This is a genomic window from Streptomyces sp. NPDC047000, from assembly GCF_040644295.1.
Lineage (GTDB): Bacteria > Actinomycetota > Actinomycetes > Streptomycetales > Streptomycetaceae > Streptomyces.
On record NZ_JBEYWE010000037.1, the window covers coordinates 20,666 to 39,648 of the forward strand.

Sequence of the window (18,983 nt, forward strand, 5' to 3'; positions counted from 1 at the left end):
GACCGGGCGGGCCCGGCACCGAGACCATCTCGGTGCCGGGCCCGCCCGGCGTACGGAACCCGGACCCCGGCGCCCGGCTCACTGACCCCACGCCCCCGGCGCCCGCGCGATTCAACCCCCGCCGCCCCGCGCCCTGTCCCTGGCGCCCGCGACGCCCGCGCCCGCGCCCCCGCCCCGCGTGTGACCCACCGCACCGGCCCCACCCCGTTAGCCGCCGTTAACCTGCCTGCATGACCGTGAATCTCGAAGTCGCCGAGGGCGTCGGCACGCTGCGTCTCGACCGCCCGCCCATGAACGCGCTCGACGTGGCCACCCAGGACCGGCTCAGGGAACTCGCCGAGGAGGCCACCCGCCGCGCGGACGTGCGCGCCGTGGTGATCTACGGAGGCGAGAAGGTGTTCGCGGCGGGCGCGGACATCAAGGAGATGCAGGCCATGGACCACACCGCGATGGTCCTGCGCGCCCGCGCCCTCCAGGACTCCTTCACCGCCGTCGCCCGCATCCCCAAGCCGGTCGTCGCCGCCGTCACGGGCTACGCGCTCGGCGGCGGCTGCGAACTCGCCCTGTGCGCCGATCACCGCATCGCCGCGGACGACGCCCGGCTCGGCCAGCCGGAGATCCTGCTCGGGCTGATCCCCGGCGCGGGCGGCACCCAGCGGCTGGCCCGGCTGATCGGCCCCTCCCGCGCCAAGGACCTCATCTTCACCGGCCGGATGGTCAAGGCCGACGAGGCGCTGCGGCTGGGCCTGGTCGACCGCGTCGTCCCCGCCGCCGACGTGTACACCGAGGCGCACGCCTGGGCCGCGCGACTCGCCCAGGGCCCGGCGCTCGCGCTGCGGGCCGCCAAGGAGGCCGTCGACGCGGGACTGGAGACGGACATCGAGACGGGTCTGGCGATCGAACGGAACTGGTTCGCGGGCCTGTTCGCCACCGAGGACCGCGAGCGCGGGATGCGCAGCTTCGTCGAGGAGGGCCCGGGCAAGGCGAAGTTCCTCTGAGTCTCCTCTGAAAACCGGCGGTTGTCGGAGCCCGGTGTCCCGGCCGGTGACCAGGCCCTGTGAAGTTCATGGGCGAGACCTGGGAATCCCGCGGAACCCCTTGCAATTGACGCGACGTCTCATCCGGGTCCCTCGACGGGGTGGTTTATGGGAACCTTAAGAAACCCTTAAGCCCCTCTCGTCGAGGCGGCCCGCCCCACGCCCGGCGTCGCCCTTTCCTCGCAGTTCAGACGTGCGGTACGGCCCCACTCCAGTCCTCTGGCATATGCCAGGGGGCTTTCGTCGCAGGGGCCCCTCGGGTGGGTGTATTCCCCGGGAACGCCCCCGCCGGATGCGGGTGGCGGCCATGATGGGGGCATGGCGGGGCTGGAGGGCATGGAACAGCCACGGGGACACAGCCGTGCGACCGCGGCGCGTTGGTCGCCGGCGGTGGAGGATGAACGGGCGCTCGAAGCGCTTGAGTTGTTCGGCAACCCCACCGAGTCGGAAGTCCGCCTCCCGTCCCGCCCCGAGTCCGCGGCCACCGCCCGGCGGCTCGCCCAGGTGGTGATCCTCCGTCAGTGGGGCCTCACCCCGAGGACGGCGGAGGACGCCGTGTTACTGGTCTCCGAACTCGTCGGCAACGCCGTACGGCACACGGGTGCCCGCGTCTTCGGTCTGCGGATGCGGCACCGCCGCGGCTGGATCCGCGTCGAGGTCCGCGACCCGTCCCGCGGACTGCCCTGCCTGATGCCGGTCCAGGAGACCGACATCAGCGGCCGGGGCCTGTTCCTGGTGGACAGGCTGGCCGACCGCTGGGGCGTGGACCTCCTTCCGCGGGGCAAGACGACATGGTTCGAAATGCGTACAACAGACCGCTGAAACGCCACATCTGACCCCGGCCCGGTGGCGGGAACGGGAAGGGCCGGCGGGGGCGTGAGCAGGAGGGGGCGGCGGGGGCGGGAACGGAAAGGGGCGGCGGGGGCGGGAACGGAAAGGGGCGGCGGGGCGAAGAACCCGCCGGACATCCCCGCCGCAAGACTCCCCGAACGCCTCCACCCGAATCGCCGGTTTTCTTACCCTCTGCCCCTTAAATGGTGCGGGTGACCACGACCGACCGCCGCGGAGCGCTACGCACCGGAGCCGGGCTGGTAGCCGGAAGCGCCCTCGCCGCAGCCTGCTCCGCCCCCGGCCCGGCCGCGGCCCCCGCCGCACCCCCCGGAACGCCGGGATCCACCGACCCGCCGCAGCCCGGCGACCCGTCAGGTTCCACCGCGCCGTCGGCGGACACCCCCGCGCCCCTCGCCCCCCGCGCCTATCCCGGCCGGCCCGCCCAGCTCACCCACGGCCCCCGCGACCGCCCCCGGGTCGCCCTCACCTTCCACGGCCAGGGCGACCCCGCGCTCGCCCGCGCCCTGCTCACCGAGGCCGAGAAACGCGGCGCCCGCCTCACCGTGCTGGCCGTCGGCGGCTGGCTGGACCAGCACCCGGAGATGGCCCGCCGCATCCTCGACGGCGGCCACGACCTCGGCAACCACACCCAGCGCCACCTCGCCGTCAACGCCATGCCGGAGGCCGCGGCGCGCGCCGAGATCGCCGACTGCGCGGCACGCCTGCACCGGCTGACCGGCTCCATCGGTACCTGGTTCCGCCCCTCCCGGGCCCCGCGCGCCTCCCCGCTCGTGGCCCGGCTCGCCCGCGCGGCCGGCTATCCGCACGTGTTGTCGTACGACGTCGACTCGCTCGACTTCACCTCGCCCGGCGCGGCCGCCGTCACCCGCAACGTGCTCTCCGCGATCCGTAACGGGTCCGTGGTCAGCATGCACTTCGGCTACCCGGGCACGGTCGCCGCCCTCCCCGCCGTCCTCGACGAACTCGACCGCCGCGGACTGCGCGCGGTCACCACCACGGAGCTGCTCAGCTGATGCACCCCATGCGACGCGCCTTCCGCACCCGCACCCGCACCCGTACCCTGACCCGCACCCGCACGTACCACCGCACCCGCACCGGCCCGCGCACCCGTGACCTGGCCCGTGCCCTGCTGGCCGGGACCGCCCTCGTCGCGCTGGCGGCCTGCGGCTCGTCCGGCAAGCCGACCGCCGCCACCACCAAACCCGTCGCCCCGGCGCCGGTGCGCGAGAAGGTCCCGGCGGGCCTGCCCGGGATGCCGCCCGTCCTCGACCCGCACGACCTCTACGCCGCCGACCGTCCCGGCCGGCTCTCACCGGTCGTGAAGGACTTCCCCTCCCGGGTCTACGTGCCCAACACCAACTCCGACACCGTCACCGTCATCGACCCGAAGACGTACAAGGTGATCGAGACGATCCCGGTCGGCGAGCAGCCCCAGCACGTGGTGCCCTCCTGGGACCTGAAGACCCTGTGGGTCAACAACGACCGCGGCAACACCCTCACCCCCATCGACCCGCGCACCGGCAGGGCGGGCAGACCGGTCGACGTGCACGACCCGTACAACCTCTACTTCACGCCCGACGGCAAGTACGCCGTGGTGATGGCCTCCCTCGACCGCGAGCTGGTGTTCCGCGACGCGCACACCATGAAGCGCATGAAGACGGTCCCCGTCAGCTGCTACGGCGTCAATCACGCCGACTTCTCCCCGGACGGCCGGTACTTCATCGTCTCCTGCGAGTTCAGCGGGGAACTGCTGAAGGTCGACACGGCGAAGATGGAGGTGATCGGCCGGCAGAAGCTGCCGTTCCGCGGGGCGATGCCGCAGGACGTGAAGATCTCCCCCGACGGCAAGCGCTTCTACATCGCCGACATGATGGCCGACGGCCTGTGGATCCTGAACGGCGACACCTTCGCCACCCCCACCTTCCTGCCCACCGGGAAGGGCGCCCACGGCCTCTACATCAGCCGGGACTCCCGGGAGATGTACATCAGCAACCGGGGCGAGGGCACCGTCTCCGTCTTCGACTTCCCCCGTGGCGAGCTGACCAAGAAGTGGCATCTCCCGGACGGCGGCAGCCCCGACATGGGGGGTGTCTCCGCGGACGGAAAGGTGCTGTGGCTGTCCGGCCGCTACAACTCCGAGGTGTACGCCATCGACACCAGCACGGGTGAACAGCTGGCCCGCATCAAGGTCGGCAGCGGGCCGCACGGCCTGGCCGTGTACCCCCAGCCCGGCCGCTACTCCCTGGGCCACACGGGCATCTTCCGCTGAGCCCTGTCACAGCTCTCGGTTGTCGTACCGCTCCGCACGCGGGCCGGGAGGGTGGTCGCCTCACCGCCCGCTCCGGTCGCCCGTTAGTCTGACCGGCGTCAGGGCGCCAATACGGCAACGGGCTTACGCAAAAAGGGGCGGATCGGTGGCGGACATCGAGGCAGCGCGCAAGGAGTTCCGGCGGATCGACGCGAACGGCGACGGGTTCATCACCGCCGCCGAGCTGAGGACCGCGCTCGCCCAGGGGGGTGACTGGAACGTCACGGAGACGGTCGCGGAGGCGATCATCAGGACCCGTGACACCAACGGCGACAAGGTGCTGTCGTTCGAGGAGTTCTGGGCGTACCTGGACAAGTAGCGCACGGCCGGGGGTCGGGGGCCGGGGGCGTCCGTCGGACGGACGCCCCCGGCCCTCACCTGTGTCACCCTCGGTGTCCCTCCTCGTCCCTTCTCCGCTTCACCCGTTCGCGCGGCAGCGGAATAGGGACCGGAGTGCCGGGGTTGACGCGTGCGGCAAAGAGAAACATGCACGTGCATACAGCGTGCGTCCACCCCCGGAAGGGCCAGTCATGAAGATCGGCATCATCGGCGCGGGCAACATCGGCGGCAACCTCACCCGGCGGCTCACCGCCCTCGGCCATGAGGTCTCCGTGGCCAACTCGCGCGGCCCGCAGACACTCACCGAGCTGGCCGAGGAGACCGGCGCGACGCCCGTCCCGGCCACCGAGGCGGCGCGCGGTGCCGAGATCGTGGTCGTGACGGTCCCGCTGAAGGCCGTCCCGGACCTCCCCGCCGGCATCCTCGACGGCGCCGCGCCGGACGTCGCCGTGATCGACACCGGCAACTACTACCCCCAGCAGCGCGACGGCCGTATCGCCGGGATCGAGGACGAGGGCCTCACGGAGAGCCGCTGGACGGAGCGGCACCTCGGCCACCCGGTGATCAAGGCGTTCAACGGCACCTACGCCCAGGACATCCTGGACCGCCCCCGCCCGGCCGGCGACCCCGACCGCACGGCCCTGCCCGTCGCGGGCGACGACGCCGCCGCGAAGGCGAAGGTACGGGAGCTGATCGGGGAACTCGGCTTCGACACCGTCGACGCGGGCGGCATCGACGACTCCTGGCGCCAGCAGCCCGGCACCCCCGTCTACGGCCTGCGGGAGGGTGCCGAGGGCGTCAGGAAGGCCCTGGCGGAGGCGTCCCCCGAACGCCCGCAGGACTTCCGGTCCCGCTGAGGACGGGCGGCGGGCTCAGCTCACCGTGGCCCAGGCCCTCAGCGCCGCCTTGTCGGCGAAGTCGGCGACGTCCTTGTCGAGCGGTGCGTCGGTGTACTGGTGGAAACGCCACTTCGCCTCGATGCGGGGCCGGCCCGCGCTGACGTAGTCGGCGATCCACAGACCGTCACCGGCGTACGACGTGGTGTCGATGTTCAGCCAGAAGTTGCGGTTCGTGTAGAGCACCACCCGGTTGTGCGGCCGGAGAGCCTTCACCTTCCGGATGAAGCTGTCCTTCTCCGCGTTGCTCGCGTGGGTGCCGTCACCGGTCGTCTCCCAGTCGACGGCGAGGACGTCACCGGCCTTCTCCGGGGCCTTGGAGACGAAGTACTCGGCCTGGGCGGTGAGATCACCGGGCCACAGGAAGTGGTAGAAGCCGACGACCAGACCGGCGTCTCTCGCCGTCTTGGTCTGGGCGGACAGCTTCGAATTGACGTACGAGCGGCCCTCCGTCGCCTTGATGAAGGCGAAGGAGAGGCCGTCCGTACCGAAGGCGGACGACTGATACGCGCTTACATCGATGCCGTGGAGCATGCAGGACTTGTGCCCCCTGTTCCGCGACAGGAACCTCGGTCACGTGCGTACAGCTGTGCGACGCAAGGGAGTTCGGCGTTCACCGAGGTCCGGGCGGCGGCGCCGGCCGGACCTCCCGTTCTCCCCCCGGCACCGCCGATCTTGCCGCTACGATGCCCGCAACGGCGAGGTGGGGGAGTCCGCGGTGGAACCCTTGACGGGCATGGTGGTCTCGGCTGTCGGCATGGTCGCCTCGGCCGCGCTGTCCGGCGCGGGCGGTGAGACGGGTCGGCGTGCCTCGGAGCGGCTGCACACCCTGCTGACCCGGGCCCGCGCCGGGGACCGCGCGGCGGCCGGAGACCACCGCGACGCACCCGCGCCCACCCTCCCGACCACCGGGCCCGAGCAGACGGCGGCCGCGTTACGCCTGCTCGAACAGGCCCGCAGATCACCGGAGTTCGCTCGCGAGATCACCGAATGGGTGCGCGAGGCGGGATGGCTGGCGCCGCGCGCCGTACCCGCCGTCGCGCACGGCGCGTCCCGTCCGCGGATGCTGCCCCCGGCGACCGCCGCCTTCACCGACCGCGAGGACCTCCGCGCCGCGGTCCGGGCCCTGCTCGACGACCCGGACCGCCCCGCCGGTGCCCCCGCCGTCGCCGTGCTCACCGGGCCGGGCGGTATCGGCAAGACCGCCGTCGCCGTCCGCTGCGCCCACGACCTGCGCGACCGCTTCCCCGACGGCGTCCTGTACGTGGACCTGCGGGGCGACTCCGCCGCCACCGCCCTCGCGCCCTCCGACGCCCTCGCCCGCTTCCTGGAACGGCTCGGCGTGCCGCCCGGCGCGCTGCCGGGCGACGAGGCACGCCAGCGGGATCTGTACCTCGACTGCACGGCCGACCGGCGGCTGATCGTCGTCCTGGACAACGCCCACGACGACGCCCAGGTCCTGCCGCTGCTCCCCGCCGCGCCGGGCTGCCTCGTCCTGGTGACCAGCCGCCACCGGCCGGGCAGGCTGATCGCCGGGCACGGGGCACGGCCGCTCGCCGTCCGGCCGCTGTCGGCCGCGGACTCGGTACGTCTGCTGACGCGGATCGCGGGGCGCGGAGCACCGGCGGACGGCGGCGAGGAGGGCGGAGGACCGAGCGGCGGCGGGGCGGACGTGGCCGCCGCCGTGCGGGCGGTGGCGGAGGCGACCGGCGGCGTGCCGCTCGCGCTGTGCACCACCGGCGCCGGGCTCGCCGTGCGCGAACACCTGGCGTGGGAACACGTGGCGCGGCAGCTGACCGGCCTGACCGACGGCCAGGACCGGAGGGGCGGCACAGTGACGGGTACAGGCACCGGCGACGGCGGCGTGGACACGGACGCCGTGCGCCGCGCGTACGACGTCTCCTACGGCGAACTGACTCCCGCATGTGCCGCGCTCTACCGCGCGATCGCCGTGTGGGCGTGGCCCACGGTCACCGTCCCGTGCGCCGCGCAGGCCGCCGGGGTGCCGGAGGCCGAGGCACGGGAACTGCTGGAGCAGCTCGCCCGGGTGCATCTGCTGACCGAGGTCGGTGAGGAACGCTACCGCTTCCACGATCTCGCCCGCGCCCATGCCCGGGACCTGGCCCTCGCCGAGGACGGCCCCGCCCGCACGGCCGCGGCGGTGCGCCGGGTCGCGGTCGGACAGCTGCGGTTCGTGGCCGGGGCGGACTTCCGCGTCATGCCGAAGCGCTGGCGCCTCGGCCCCGCCTACACCGGTCTCGTCCTCCCGCCGGACCGGGAACCGGGCGACGCCAAGAAGGCGTTGGAGGAACTGCGCCAGGAGCGGGAGAACCTGGCCGCCGTCGTCCGGGCCGCCGCCCACCACGGATTCGACGAGCTGGTGTGGCAGTTGTGCGAGGCGATGTGGGGCCTGCATCTGCTGCTCGGCTTCCACGCCCAGTGGATCGACACCCATCTGCTCGGCGCGGAAGCGGCCCGGCGCGCCGCCGCAGAGTTCGGCGACCGGCGCGCGGTGGGCCGGATCCTGGTCCAACTGGCCTTCGCCCACATGGGAGTCGGTGATGCCGAGGCGGCGGAGGCCGCGCTCACGGAGGCCGCCGCCGCGGACGAGGCCTGCGGCCACCACCGCGGGCAGGCGAGCGCGGTGGAGGCGCTCGGCCTGCTGCGCCTCAAGCAGTGGCGGTACGCGGAGGCGCAGCGCTGCTTCGAGGAGGCGCGGGAGGTGCTGGCGCGCATCGGGGACGGTGAGCCGGGCCGGGCGGACGTGCCGCGCGCGACCGCCCTGCTGGAGCACCACATCGGCAGGGCCGAGGCCCGCCAGGGCCTCCGCGAGGCCGCGTCCGCCCGTCTCCACTCCGCGCTGGCCCTGTTCCGCCGGCTGCCGGCCGGCGGAGACCCGTACAACGAGGGTCGTGTCCACATGAGTCTGGGCGAGATGCACCTGGACGCGGGTGACGCGGAAGCGGCGCGGGTCTGCCTGGACGGCGCCGTCGGCATCATGACGGCGGCCGGAGCGGACCTCCAGCTCGCCGACGCCGCCGAACTGCGCTCCCGTTGCCACCGGTTGACGGGCCGTCCGGCCGAGGAGGCGGCGGACCTCCGTACGGCCGCCGACTGCTACGAGCGGGGCGGCGACGGCGCGGCGGTGGATCGGGTGCGGACACGGCTGGCCGAACTGGCCCGGTGACCGACCCGGTTCAGCCGGACCGGAACCGCTCCGCAGGCACCGGCCCCCCAGGTACCCGCTCCACACGCACCCGGTGCACGGCGGCCCCGGTCGTCACGACGATCGCGGCGCCGGGGACGGAGGCCACGGGACCGCCCCCGGTGAGCCAGGCGTACAGCGCGGAGGCGTAGGCGGCCGGATCACACGGATCGGCCCGCCCGTCCTCTGCCGCCTCGGCGGTCAGCCGCAGCACCTCCCCGCCCCGGAGGCCCACGACACACCGGTCCGGGCCGTCGACGTAGGCCGCCAGACCGCAGTACGGGTACCGCGCGAGTGCCTCGGCGGCCCAGGCGGCCGGGGGCCCGAGCCGGGGATCACCGGCCGCCGCGTACCGTACGACGACGTCGGCGATCCGCAGCCGCGACACCTCCGGGGTCTCCTCGTCGACGACGGTGTGCGCGCCGTCGTACCCGGCACCGGGATCGGGCTCGGCCGTCTGCCCGGTGACGGCGTACCGGGCGACGGAGACCTCCGGTGGTCCGCCGGCGCGCACCCGGCTGTACACCCGCAACGGCACCGTGCGGTGGGGTGGTCGATGGGGCGGCAACGGCAGCGGTTCGAGCAGGGCGGGGTGATCGCCGGGCTCGTCGATGCCGATGAGGCCGTAGCACAGGGACCGCAGCAGCGCGGCGGACCCGCCCGGCGCCGAACTGACCTGCTCGGCGAACTCCTTGTACCGGCCGGGGTCGTGCGTCTCGACGGCGGAGTCGATCTGCTCGCGCAGGCCGAGGCGTCTGCTGAGGTGAGGTGTGGTGCGGCCCAGGGCGGCGACGGGGGAGTGCGGGTCGAGATCCTGCTGCGGGAACGCCCCGAGCAGGACGGGTACGCCGATGGACGCGGCGTAGTAGGTGACGCTGGAGTGGTCACCGAGGACGCAGTCGGCGGCGATCAGGGCCTGCCGCCAGCCGTCGAGCGGCGGCACCGCGTCGAGCCCGGCGCGGCGGGCGTTGTCCAGCCAGGCCCCTATCTGGCCGGGGCCGTGGCCGTACCAGATGTTGGGGTGCAGGACGGCGACGGTGCGGTACTCGTCGGCGGGCAGCTCCGCGGCCAGCCGGGACAGCAGCCAGGGCAGCAGATCACCGGCGTCGTCGGGGCCGCCGCCGAAGAGGGAGCGCGGTGCCCAGGTGGAACTGACGACGACCAGCCGCTGACCCGGGGCGACACCGAACGCCCGGCGGAAGCGGTCACGTTCGGGGAGGGCGGCGAGGATCCGGTCGTAGCAGGGGTCACCGGCGAGTACGGCGGTGGGCGCGGCCTCGGGGCAGGAGTCCCGCAGCCGCTCCAGCTGCTCCGGGTGCGACAGCACGGTGACATCGGCGAGGGGCCGCCCGTCCGCCAGCAGCCACTCCGGCGAGAGCCCGAAGACCGGCGCCTGGTGTCCGGTGTCCGGCGTCCGGCGTCCGGCGTCCGGCGTGGCCAATTTCTTATTGTATCCGACACCGTGCGACAGAACGAGCAACTTGCCGTCTATCGCCCGAAGTCGACCGCCATAGCTGGCGGAGACGGCCAGATCGAACCGGGTCCGCTCGACCTGCTCCCAGGGCAGCACCGGCAGTCCGGCCGCCTCCAGCAGTTCGGTCACCCCCGCCTGGAAGGGCGACGACCCCGTGCAGGCGGCGAACATCTGCACCCGCAGATCGTCATGGAACAGCGGCAGCACATCCAGCAACCGGGTCGCGGACGTCACGTTGTGCACGACGAACAGCACCCGCCGGAACCCCCGCCGGGTGACCCACCGCCCGGCATCGGCTCCGACGGGCACCCGCAGCCATCCGGCCCCATGTCTCATACCAGCCCCTCCCCGCGGTTCCCCGTCAGACCTCGGCCACGCGCACACCCCGGCCACACAGCATCAGCAGGTCTTCCGGGTCCGAGGTCAGCACGGTCACGGGAGCGGGGGAGACGAGGGCGGTGGCGGCCACGATGGCGTCCAGAGCGTACTTGTGACCGTGCAGACCGGCCGCGGCCAGCAGCTTGCTCGCATGGCGTGCGACGGATTCGGTGGGCGGGACGACGTTCACGCGCGAGACGGCGTAGTCGAAGCGGGCCTGGTCCGTCCTGGGGTCGCGGGCTTCGACGAGGGTCACCGAGCTGACCACGACACGGATGTCTTCCGCCTCGGCCGCGGCCAGCCATTCGGTGAGTTCCGGCGTACGGCGTACGAGACCGGACAGACCTTCGCGGCCGAGGACGAGCGTGCCGCTCACGCGGCGTCCGCCGGGTCGCCCACGTCGCCGCGCAGAAGCGCGCGCCTGGCCTCGACGGCGGCCTGATCGACGGGGCCGTGTTCGGACTCGGCGTCCTCGATGAGCTCGCGCAGTCGGTCGCGCTCCAGTTGCCGCTGGATGAGGGCTTCGACGTAGGCGGACATGCCGCGCCTGCCGGTGCGCGCCTTGAGTGCCGCGATGGTCCCCTCGTGGAGAGAGACCGACACCGGACGTACGGGGCCTTCGCCGGGGTTCGGGGGGAGAACCATGGGCTCAATTTAACAAAAAACTTGTTATTCGGTGACCGCTCCGAGAGGCCGACGAGCGAGTCGCCGGCCTCCACCCGCACGCTCGCGCAGGTGCGGCGGAGTACGCGGAACACGTCCTCGGGCACGGCGGCGCGGAGGGACGCGGCGAACGCGGCCTCCGTCGCGCCGCACCTTCTCCCCGGCGGGCTCGACGATGCGGGCAGCTGCGGAACAGGGCTCGTGGCTGCGGCCGTTCCAGGCGCGGCAGAACGGGTTTGCACGCCACGAGCGGAGGGACAGCCGCCGTACCCGAGCGAAACAGCGAGGTTACAATCCGGCTGATTCACACGGTTGGTCCGATGGCTGGCCTCGTCTGCCCGCTTCGGATGCGGATGCCCGAGGAGGAAGTCGGTTGGAAGAGCGCTTACGGTTCTCGGTCCTGGGACCTGTCAGGGCGTGGCGGGGTGAGGACGAGATCGAACTCGGCCCGCCCCAGCAACGGGCGGTGCTGGCCGCGCTTCTGCTGGCGGAGGGTTCTCAGGTGCTGGCGAGCGCGCTGGTGGACGCGGTGTGGGGGACCAGGGCACCGGCCTCCGCCCGGGGCATCCTGCGGACGTACGTCCACCGGCTGCGGAAGGGGCTGGAACCGGCCGCGGACACCGCGTCGTCCGTGATCCGCTCCACGGGGGACGGCTACCAGCTCCGTACCCCGCCGAAGGCGCTGGACCTCCATGTCTTCCGGGGACTGCTCGCCCAGGCCGAGCAGGCACGGCGTGCGGGCGACGACAACGGCGCGGTGACGTGCCTGCGGGACGCGCTCGGTCTGTGGCGGGGGACGGCGCTGGCCGGTGTCCGGGGCGAGTACGCGCAGACCCAGCGACAGCGGCTCGACGAGTTGCGTCTGTCTGCGGAGGCGGCCCGCATCACGGCCGACCTCGAACTCGGCGCTCATGCGAAGGTGACCGCTGAGCTGACCGGGCTGGTGGCCGAGCACCCGTTGGACGAGCGGTTCCGGGAACTGCTCATGCTCGCCCTCTACCGGTCGGGACGGCAGGCGGCGGCCCTCGCCACGTACCGCGAGGCGCAGACACTGCTGGCGGGCGAACTGGGGGTCGATCCCGGCCCGGCACTGCAGGCGATGTACCAGCGCGTTCTGCGGCGTGACCCGGGCCTCCTCACTCCGCCGGCCCCGGCCCCGGCCCCGGCCGCACACGCACCTGTCCGGGCCGTCGCCCCCGCCCCCGTCGTGCCCGCCCAGCTGCCCGCCGCGTTGGCGGTCTTCGTCGGCCGGGAGGCCGAACTGGCCGAGGTGGCCGGGCTGCCGTCGGGCCGTACGGTGGTGATCAGCGCCATCGCGGGGACCGCGGGCGTCGGCAAGACCGCTTTCGCGGTGCACTGGGCGCGACAGGTCGCCGAGCGTTTCCCGGACGGTCAGCTGTACCTCAACCTGCGGGGTTTCGACCCGGTCGGCCTGCCGGTCCCGCCGGAGCACGCCCTGCGTACGCTGCTGGAGTCGCTGGGCGCCGACGCACGCGGGCTGCCGCAGGGCGTCGACGCGCTCGCGGCCCTGTACCGCACCCTGCTCACCGGTCGGCGCGTGCTCGTGCTGCTCGACAACGCCGGTGACGCCGCGCAGGTGAGGCCACTGCTGCCCGGGGCTCCCGGCTGCCTCGTCATCGTCACCAGCCGCAACCAGCTGTCCGGGCTGGTGGCCGTGGACGGCGCCCACCCTCTCCACCTCGACGTGCTCTCCGAGCCGGAAGCCCGCGCGCTGCTCGCCCGGCGCCTGGGGGCCGACCGTATCGCGGCCGAACCGGACGCGGTCGAGGAGATCATCGCCCGCTGCGCCAGGCTGCCGCTGGCCCTGGCGGTCACCGCCGCCCGCGCGGCGACCCGGTCGGCCATCTCCCTGGCGGCGATCGCAGCCGAACTGCGGGACAGCGCCGACGGCCTCGACGCGTTCCGCGACGGTGATCCCGCGGCCGACGTGCGCGCCGTCTTCTCCTGGTCCTACCACTCGCTCACCCCCGATGCCGCCCGTCTGTTCCGGCTGCTCGGCCTGCATCCCGGCCCCGACATCGCCCTGCCCGCGGCGGCCAGCCTGGCCGGGCTCACCCTCCCGCACACCCGCCAGCTGCTGGCCGAACTCATCCAGGCCCACCTCGTGGACGAATCCGTCCCCGGCCGCTACGCCTCCCACGACCTGCTCAGCGCGTATGCCACCGAGCTGGCCGAAGCCGTCGACCCGCCACCGGACGTGGGAGCGGTCCGGCACCGGATGTTCGACCACTATCTGCACACGGCCCGGGAGGCGCTCGCTGTGAACGCCCGTGCACGGGTCCTGATCTCCCCGGCTCCCGCGGCCGAGGGAGTGCAGGTGGAGAAATTCGGCGGGGACACCGCCAGGGCGACAGCCTGGTTCGCCACCGAACAGGCGGTACTGCTCGCGGCCGTCGAGATGGCCGCCACCCACCGCTACGACGTCCACACCTGGCAGCTCGCCTGGGCCGTGGCCAGCCATCTGCACCGGTGCGGCCTGTTGCGGGAGCACGAGGCCGTGCACCGTACCGCCCTGGACGCGGCGCGCAGGCTGGGTGACCGGGCCGCCGAGGCCCACGTCCACCGCCTTCTCGCCTTCTCCACGGCGGACCTGGGCCGGGTGGACGAGGCACGTGTCCATGCCGAGCGAGCCATCGAACTGTTCATCGAGTCGGGTGACAGGAGAGCCTGCGCCGAGGGCTATTTCACCCTGACCTGGGTGGAGGAGCGGCAGGGCGACCTGGACGCCGCGCTCGCCGCGGCGCTGCGGTATCTCGCGCTCAGCTCGGCCGACGACGGCCACGGTGCCGACGCGGGCCGCGACCGGCTGGCGACGGCATGCGCGCTCAACACGGTCGGCTGGAGCCACATCCGGCTCGGGCAGCACCAGCAGGCCCTCGACCACTGCCGGCGGGCGGTGGCCCTGTTCCAGGAACTCGGAGACGACCACGGGGCGGCGGCCACCTGGGACAGCATCGGCTTCGCCCACCATCACCTCGGCCAGTACGAGCAGGCCGTCACCGCCTACCGGAACACCCTCGGTCTCGCCCGGCGGGAGGTCTCCCCCATGCTGACGGCAGGCACCCTCACGCGCCTCGGGGACACGTATCTGAGCGCCGCCGACCCGGATGAGGCCCGCGCCGCGTGGACCGAGGGGCTGGACATCATGGAGCGGATGGGCCATGCCGATGTCGAGTCCCTCCGCTCCAGACTGCGTCGGCTCGACGAACCGGACACGGTGCTCGCCGACTCGTAGCCGGGCTTCGCGCCGAGGTCCGATCGGTCACCGGAGACACGCCGGACGGGCGGGAACGAGTCGTGGAGCGGTCGTCAACGCGTTGTAGACACCCCGCCGGTTTCCTGGATCAGACAGCGGCCCGCGCCGTCTCGGACGGGGGCGGCACACCCCCGCCCCCGTCCAGCGGGCCGCCGACCAGTGAACATTTCTGTATCGGTGTATCCGGGGGGACCGTCGCTGTGACCGTGTCAGTTCATTCCGTCCTGTCCGCCGGGGATGTCCGTCCCGCCGGCGGTGTTTCCCTGCGTCTGCAGATACTCGGACCGTTACGGCTCTGGCGCGACGGTGTCGAACTCGACGCCGGCCCGCGACAGCAGGCATACCTGCTCGCCCTGCTCCTCGCGCGTGAGGGCCGGCCGATCAGCACCACCGAGCTGATCGACCTGATGTGGGACGACGACGTTCCGGCCAGCGCTCTGAACGTCATCCACAAATACGTCGGCGCCCTGCGACGGCTGCTCGAACCCGGACTCCCGGCCCGCGGCACCGGTTCGTACCTCCAGCGCCGCGGTACCGGCTACCTTTTCGCCGCCGGCGTGGAGATGCTCGACCTGGTGGCGTTCCGTGCGTGCGTGGCGACGGCGAGAACCGCCCTCGCGCAGCAGCAGCACGAAGCGGCGCTCGACAGCTACGCGGAAGCACTGGGCCTCTGGCAAGGACCGGCAGGTGACGGACTGGCGCACGGACCCGCCGCGACAACGGTCTTCGCCGCTCTCGACACCGAGCTGTACGACGCGTGCGTGGCAGCGGCCGGACTCGCGGTGTCGCTGGCCCGGCCGGAACGGGTGCTCCCCGCGTTACACCTGGCCGCGTCGGCGGCCCCCCTGCACGAACCCGTTCAGGCAGGTCTCATCTCCGTCCTTGCCGCCGCAGGGCGACAGGCGGAGGCCCTCACGGTGTTCGGCGCCGTCCGTACCCGTCTCGCCGAGGACCTCGGTATCGATCCCGGCGTGGCGCTGCAGGCCGCACACCAGCAGGTGCTGGCGCAGACCCCGCCGCCGACGACCGCGGCGGGCGAGGACGGCGACAGGGGGCCCGCGCGGACGAGTCCGGTCGGCGGCCTGGTCGGTCGGGCCGAGGAACTCGCGGTGCTGCGGCAGACCGTGGAAGCGGCGCTCACCGATGGCAGGGCGATCGGCGTCGTGGAGGGCGAGCCGGGGGCGGGCAAGACCCGTCTGCTGGAGGAGATCACCCGGGAGGCGGACCGCCGCGGGGCGCTCGTCGTCTGGGGCCGCTGCCTGGACGGCGCCGGGACGCCCGCGATGTGGCCGTGGGCGCAGGCGATCGGGACCGTTCTCGACGCTTTTCCTTCCCCTGTCCGGGAGAAGTGGCTGGCCGACGAACTGGGCCGCCTCGTCGAGCCACGTGGTGACGTCCTCGCCGCATCGGTGCTGCCGGACAGCGGCTTCCGGTTCCGGCTGTTCGAGCGGGTCGTCGCGGTCATCGGCCAGGTCTCGGCCCAGCGACCGGTGGTGCTCGTGATCGACGACCTCCAGTGGGCGGACAGTACCTCGCTGCAGTTGTTCGGGCACGTGGCTGCCCGGCTGCCGACCGGTACCGTGATCCTCGGCGCGCTGCGCGACCGCGCACCGGTACCCGGCTCCGAGCTGTCCCGGATGCTTGCCGCGGTCAGCCGGGTGCCCGGCCATCGCCGGTTCCGGCTCGGCCCGCTCGACCGGGACGACGTGGCCGAACTGGTCCGCCGCGAAACCGGCCAGAAGATCGGCCCCGACGCCGTCCGGAGCATCTGCACGCGCACCGGCGGCAACCCCTTCTTCGTGCGGGAACTCTCCCGGCTGCTCGCGGACGGCGGCGCGCTCACCGACGCCGCCGCCCGGGCCGGAGTACCGGGTACGGTACGAGACGTCGTCCTGGACCGGATGGCATGCCTCGACGACGGCGCCAGGGAGCTGTTGCAGATCGCCGCGCTCATCGGCCGCGACGTCGAGCTCGACCTGCTCGTCCGCGTCGCCGGCCTCGACGTGGAAAGCTGCCTCGAACGTCTGGAGCCCGTGGCAGCCCTCGGCATGCTCGAGTCCGGCACGGACAATCCGTTCTCGTTCCGTTTCGTGCACGACCTGGTCCGTGAGGCGGTCTCCGAGACGACACCGCCGTCGCGGGCAAGCCGCCTGCACCTGCGCATCTCGGACGCCCTGGACGACACCGACCCCGACGGTGAGTCCGTCACCGAGCGCCTGGCCCACCACCTGTGGGCGGCCGGCCCGCTCGCCGACCCGGCCCGCACCGCGGCCACGCTGGTACGCGCGGGCCGACTCTCGGCCGGCAGATCCGCGTACGAGGTCGCCGAGCGCCAGTTGCGGTCGTCCGCACACACAGCGCGGACGGCAGGCCTCGCGGAACTGGAGCTGACGGCCCTGTCGCAGCTCACCGTGGTCGTCGGGATGCGATCGATGTACGGCTTCTCGTCGCTCGATCTGCTGGAACGCGCCGAGGACCTGGCCCGCTGCCTCGGCCGGGAGACAGAGGCCGTCGGCTTCCTCTTCTCCCGCTGGGCCGCCCACGCCCAGGCCATCGAGCTCGACCGCAGCGGTCCGCTCGCGCGCCGGTTGCTGGAGCAGAGCGAGGCGTCCTCCGACCCGTTCGTACGTGCTTGTGGCCTGCAGGCCTGGGGCCTTCACCAGTGGGACGTCGGCAACGTCGGTGAGGCGTTCCGCAGCCTCGACCGGTCCAGGGCCATGGTCCTCGCCCTCCCCCGGCGTGCGGACGACCCCGTCCGGCACGACCTGCAGTTGCTCATGACCGGGCTGCTCGCGGAGGTGACCGCGCAGCACGGTGACGTCGAGGCGGCGCGGGCTCTGCTCGATGCGCTGGAGGACCTGGCCGGCGAAGACCCGTACATGGTCACTGTCTGGGCCACCATGGCGGCGAGGATCGCGTCCGTGGTCGGTGACCCGGTCCAGGCGCTGCGCGGGGCGGAGCGGGGGATCGCCGTGGACCCCGACTTCTCCTTCGTCTTCCTCGGCACGTACCAACGGCTCGCCCGGTGCTGGGCGTCGGCCATGACGGGCAACGATCCGGCCGGTGCCGCGGCGGAGGCCGAGCGGATCATCACAGCGAACCTCGCCGACCCGCCGCGTTCCTGTGTCGCCACCTGGTACGGGCTGCTCGGTGAGATGTGGCTGGCGGGCGGGGCACCGAACGAGGCCGCAGCCGCTCTCGACCGGGCCGATCTGTTCCTCGACAGCTGTGGCCAGCGCTACCCGGAGGGACTGCTCCTCCTGCTGCGGGCGCGGCTGCTGCAGGCCCGCGGGGAACCGGCCGCCGTTGTCCGGGCCGCCGCCGAGAAGGCCCGGGCACTGTCCACCGAGCGCGAGGCTCATCTGTTCGCCCGGCGCGCCGAAGAATTCCTGGCAGAGTGCGAAGAACCCGCCGGCTGACGACCGCGCCCACACCGCCGCCTGAGGCTGCCGCCCGGAACCGGCGCCCGGAGGACGCCGACGCGCCCCGTCCCATGCCCGCCTCACCCGGCTCCTGGCCGTCCTCGGCGGTGATGTCCCGGACAACGCGATCGGCGCCCACCCGGCGTGACACGACCACACCGGTACCGGCGGCACCGCCTCCGGCCTCCGCGCCCGCCGCATCCTCCGGCAGGAGACCGGACGGTTCCGACTCGGTACGCGGCCTCAGCCAGCCAGCCAGCCAGCCAGCCAGCCGGCCCGGCCGGTCCGCCGCTACAGCTTCGCGATCTCGTGGAGTATCTCCTCTTCGAAAAACCGCGTGGTGCCATCGACCTCAGGGCTGATCAGACCCGGGTCGTCGAGGTTCCTCCTGATCGCGTCGGACCTGATGTACAGGTACGCCGCGCGCATGGCCTTCAGATGCGCGGCGCGATGTCCGGCACCGGAGACGGATTCCACCAGATCGGTGATCGCCTTCCCCGCTTCGGTTTCTTCCATGGCTGCCGGATGCAGCCATTTGCTGTACGGGAACGGCTCTCCCTCGAGGAGGAAGAACATCTGCAGCAAGGCGGTCAGGTAGTCGTACCGCAGGATGTCGAAGGCGACGAGATTGCCCCGGAGGTGGGAGTCGCGGGCAAACTTGATACAGCGACGCAGTGCCAGGCTCTTCTGTCTGATCAATGCGGGGACTTCGGAAGCGAATCGCTTCGCGTACTCCGCCATGGCTGCCGAGAATTTTCCCGACGGATCGGCCCAGATCTGGGCGCGGGAATATATTCTGTAGGCCACGGCGAGATCGCCGTCGAGTTCCTCACGGAGTTCTGCGAAGGATCTTACTTTCACGAAGACATCGCAGGAGGTCACCCGGCGGGCCGACCAGTCTCCCCCGGTGCGGGTCAGTCCCCGGGCGACCGCCTCCTGCCGGGCTTTTGGGAAACGCTCGTCGTCGACGAAGAGGAAGAGGTCGACATCCGAGTACGTGTCCGCCCGCCCGGCAGAGTGGGATCCGGCCAGGACCACCGCCGACCCCGGAAATATCTCGCGGTAGATCTCGCTGGTCGAGAGATCGGTCAGGAACCGCCGGGCAGAGTCCATGGGGTCGTGATCACGGAGT

14 protein-coding genes are annotated in these 18,983 nt (G+C 72.7%); 9 read left to right on the forward strand and 5 right to left on the reverse strand.

The window, feature by feature from the left end; all coding sequences use genetic code 11:
- The first annotated feature begins 230 nt into the window (after nucleotides 1–230).
- From ABZ862_RS34850 to ABZ862_RS34875, 6 genes are all read left to right on the forward strand, one after another.
- Nucleotides 231–998, forward strand: coding sequence for an enoyl-CoA hydratase-related protein (locus tag ABZ862_RS34850; RefSeq protein ID WP_360967372.1), 768 nt, complete (start codon nucleotides 231–233; stop codon nucleotides 996–998).
- A gap of 303 nt (nucleotides 999–1,301) precedes the next feature.
- Nucleotides 1,302–1,859 carry an ATP-binding protein gene (locus ABZ862_RS34855; RefSeq protein WP_360967375.1) on the forward strand — a complete coding sequence of 186 codons (558 nt, stop codon included), beginning with the start codon at nucleotides 1,302–1,304 and terminating at the stop codon, nucleotides 1,857–1,859.
- 212 nt (nucleotides 1,860–2,071) lie between these two features.
- On the forward strand, nucleotides 2,072–2,902 hold the full coding sequence (locus tag ABZ862_RS34860; RefSeq protein ID WP_360967378.1) for a polysaccharide deacetylase family protein: 831 nt from the start codon (nucleotides 2,072–2,074) through the stop codon (nucleotides 2,900–2,902).
- Nucleotides 2,903–2,910: 8 nt separating this feature from the next.
- The gene (locus tag ABZ862_RS34865; RefSeq protein WP_360967465.1) at nucleotides 2,911–4,158 is read left to right on the forward strand and encodes a hypothetical protein; all 1,248 of its coding nucleotides are present in this window, start codon (nucleotides 2,911–2,913) and stop codon (nucleotides 4,156–4,158) included.
- A gap of 145 nt (nucleotides 4,159–4,303) precedes the next feature.
- The gene (locus tag ABZ862_RS34870; RefSeq protein ID WP_360967381.1) at nucleotides 4,304–4,516 is read left to right on the forward strand and encodes an EF-hand domain-containing protein; all 213 of its coding nucleotides are present in this window, start codon (nucleotides 4,304–4,306) and stop codon (nucleotides 4,514–4,516) included.
- A 211-nt stretch (nucleotides 4,517–4,727) separates the two neighbouring features.
- Complete coding sequence (locus tag ABZ862_RS34875; RefSeq protein WP_360967384.1) at nucleotides 4,728–5,393, forward strand: NAD(P)-binding domain-containing protein; 666 nt, start codon at nucleotides 4,728–4,730, stop codon at nucleotides 5,391–5,393.
- Nucleotides 5,394–5,408: 15 nt separating this feature from the next.
- Here the strand turns inward: ABZ862_RS34875 and ABZ862_RS34880 are convergent, their stop codons facing one another.
- On the reverse strand, nucleotides 5,409–5,966 hold the full coding sequence (locus ABZ862_RS34880; protein WP_360967386.1) for a glycoside hydrolase family 25 protein: 558 nt from the start codon (nucleotides 5,964–5,966) through the stop codon (nucleotides 5,409–5,411).
- 184 nt (nucleotides 5,967–6,150) lie between these two features.
- On the opposite strand from ABZ862_RS34880, the gene ABZ862_RS34885 reads away from it, so the two are divergent.
- Complete coding sequence (locus ABZ862_RS34885) at nucleotides 6,151–8,619, forward strand: NB-ARC domain-containing protein (RefSeq protein WP_360967389.1); 2,469 nt, start codon at nucleotides 6,151–6,153, stop codon at nucleotides 8,617–8,619.
- A gap of 10 nt (nucleotides 8,620–8,629) precedes the next feature.
- On the opposite strand, the gene ABZ862_RS34890 is transcribed toward ABZ862_RS34885, so the two are convergent.
- Genes ABZ862_RS34890 through ABZ862_RS34900 form a run of 3 tightly spaced genes read right to left on the reverse strand, consistent with a single transcriptional unit; the run spans nucleotide 8,630 to nucleotide 11,134 of the window.
- Complete coding sequence (locus ABZ862_RS34890; RefSeq protein WP_360967392.1) at nucleotides 8,630–10,447, reverse strand: hypothetical protein; 1,818 nt, start codon at nucleotides 10,445–10,447, stop codon at nucleotides 8,630–8,632.
- A 25-nt stretch (nucleotides 10,448–10,472) separates the two neighbouring features.
- Nucleotides 10,473–10,865: a PIN domain-containing protein gene (locus ABZ862_RS34895; protein WP_360967395.1), complete on the reverse strand. Its 393-nt coding sequence runs from the start codon at nucleotides 10,863–10,865 to the stop codon at nucleotides 10,473–10,475.
- Nucleotides 10,862–11,134: a hypothetical protein gene (locus ABZ862_RS34900; protein WP_360967398.1), complete on the reverse strand. Its 273-nt coding sequence runs from the start codon at nucleotides 11,132–11,134 to the stop codon at nucleotides 10,862–10,864. Before ABZ862_RS34900 ends, ABZ862_RS34895 begins: the two co-directional genes overlap by 4 nt.
- 391 nt (nucleotides 11,135–11,525) lie before the next feature.
- On the opposite strand from ABZ862_RS34900, the gene ABZ862_RS34905 reads away from it, so the two are divergent.
- Nucleotides 11,526–14,408, forward strand: coding sequence for a BTAD domain-containing putative transcriptional regulator (locus ABZ862_RS34905; protein WP_360967401.1), 2,883 nt, complete (start codon nucleotides 11,526–11,528; stop codon nucleotides 14,406–14,408).
- Nucleotides 14,409–14,635: 227 nt separating this feature from the next.
- Nucleotides 14,636–17,848 carry a BTAD domain-containing putative transcriptional regulator gene (locus ABZ862_RS34910; RefSeq protein ID WP_360967404.1) on the forward strand — a complete coding sequence of 1,071 codons (3,213 nt, stop codon included), beginning with the start codon at nucleotides 14,636–14,638 and terminating at the stop codon, nucleotides 17,846–17,848.
- A gap of 294 nt (nucleotides 17,849–18,142) precedes the next feature.
- Here ABZ862_RS34910 and ABZ862_RS34915 read toward each other — a convergent pair whose 3' ends face one another.
- On the reverse strand, nucleotides 18,143–18,964 hold the full coding sequence (locus ABZ862_RS34915; protein WP_360967408.1) for a nucleotidyltransferase domain-containing protein: 822 nt from the start codon (nucleotides 18,962–18,964) through the stop codon (nucleotides 18,143–18,145).
- Nucleotides 18,965–18,983 lie beyond the last annotated feature (19 nt).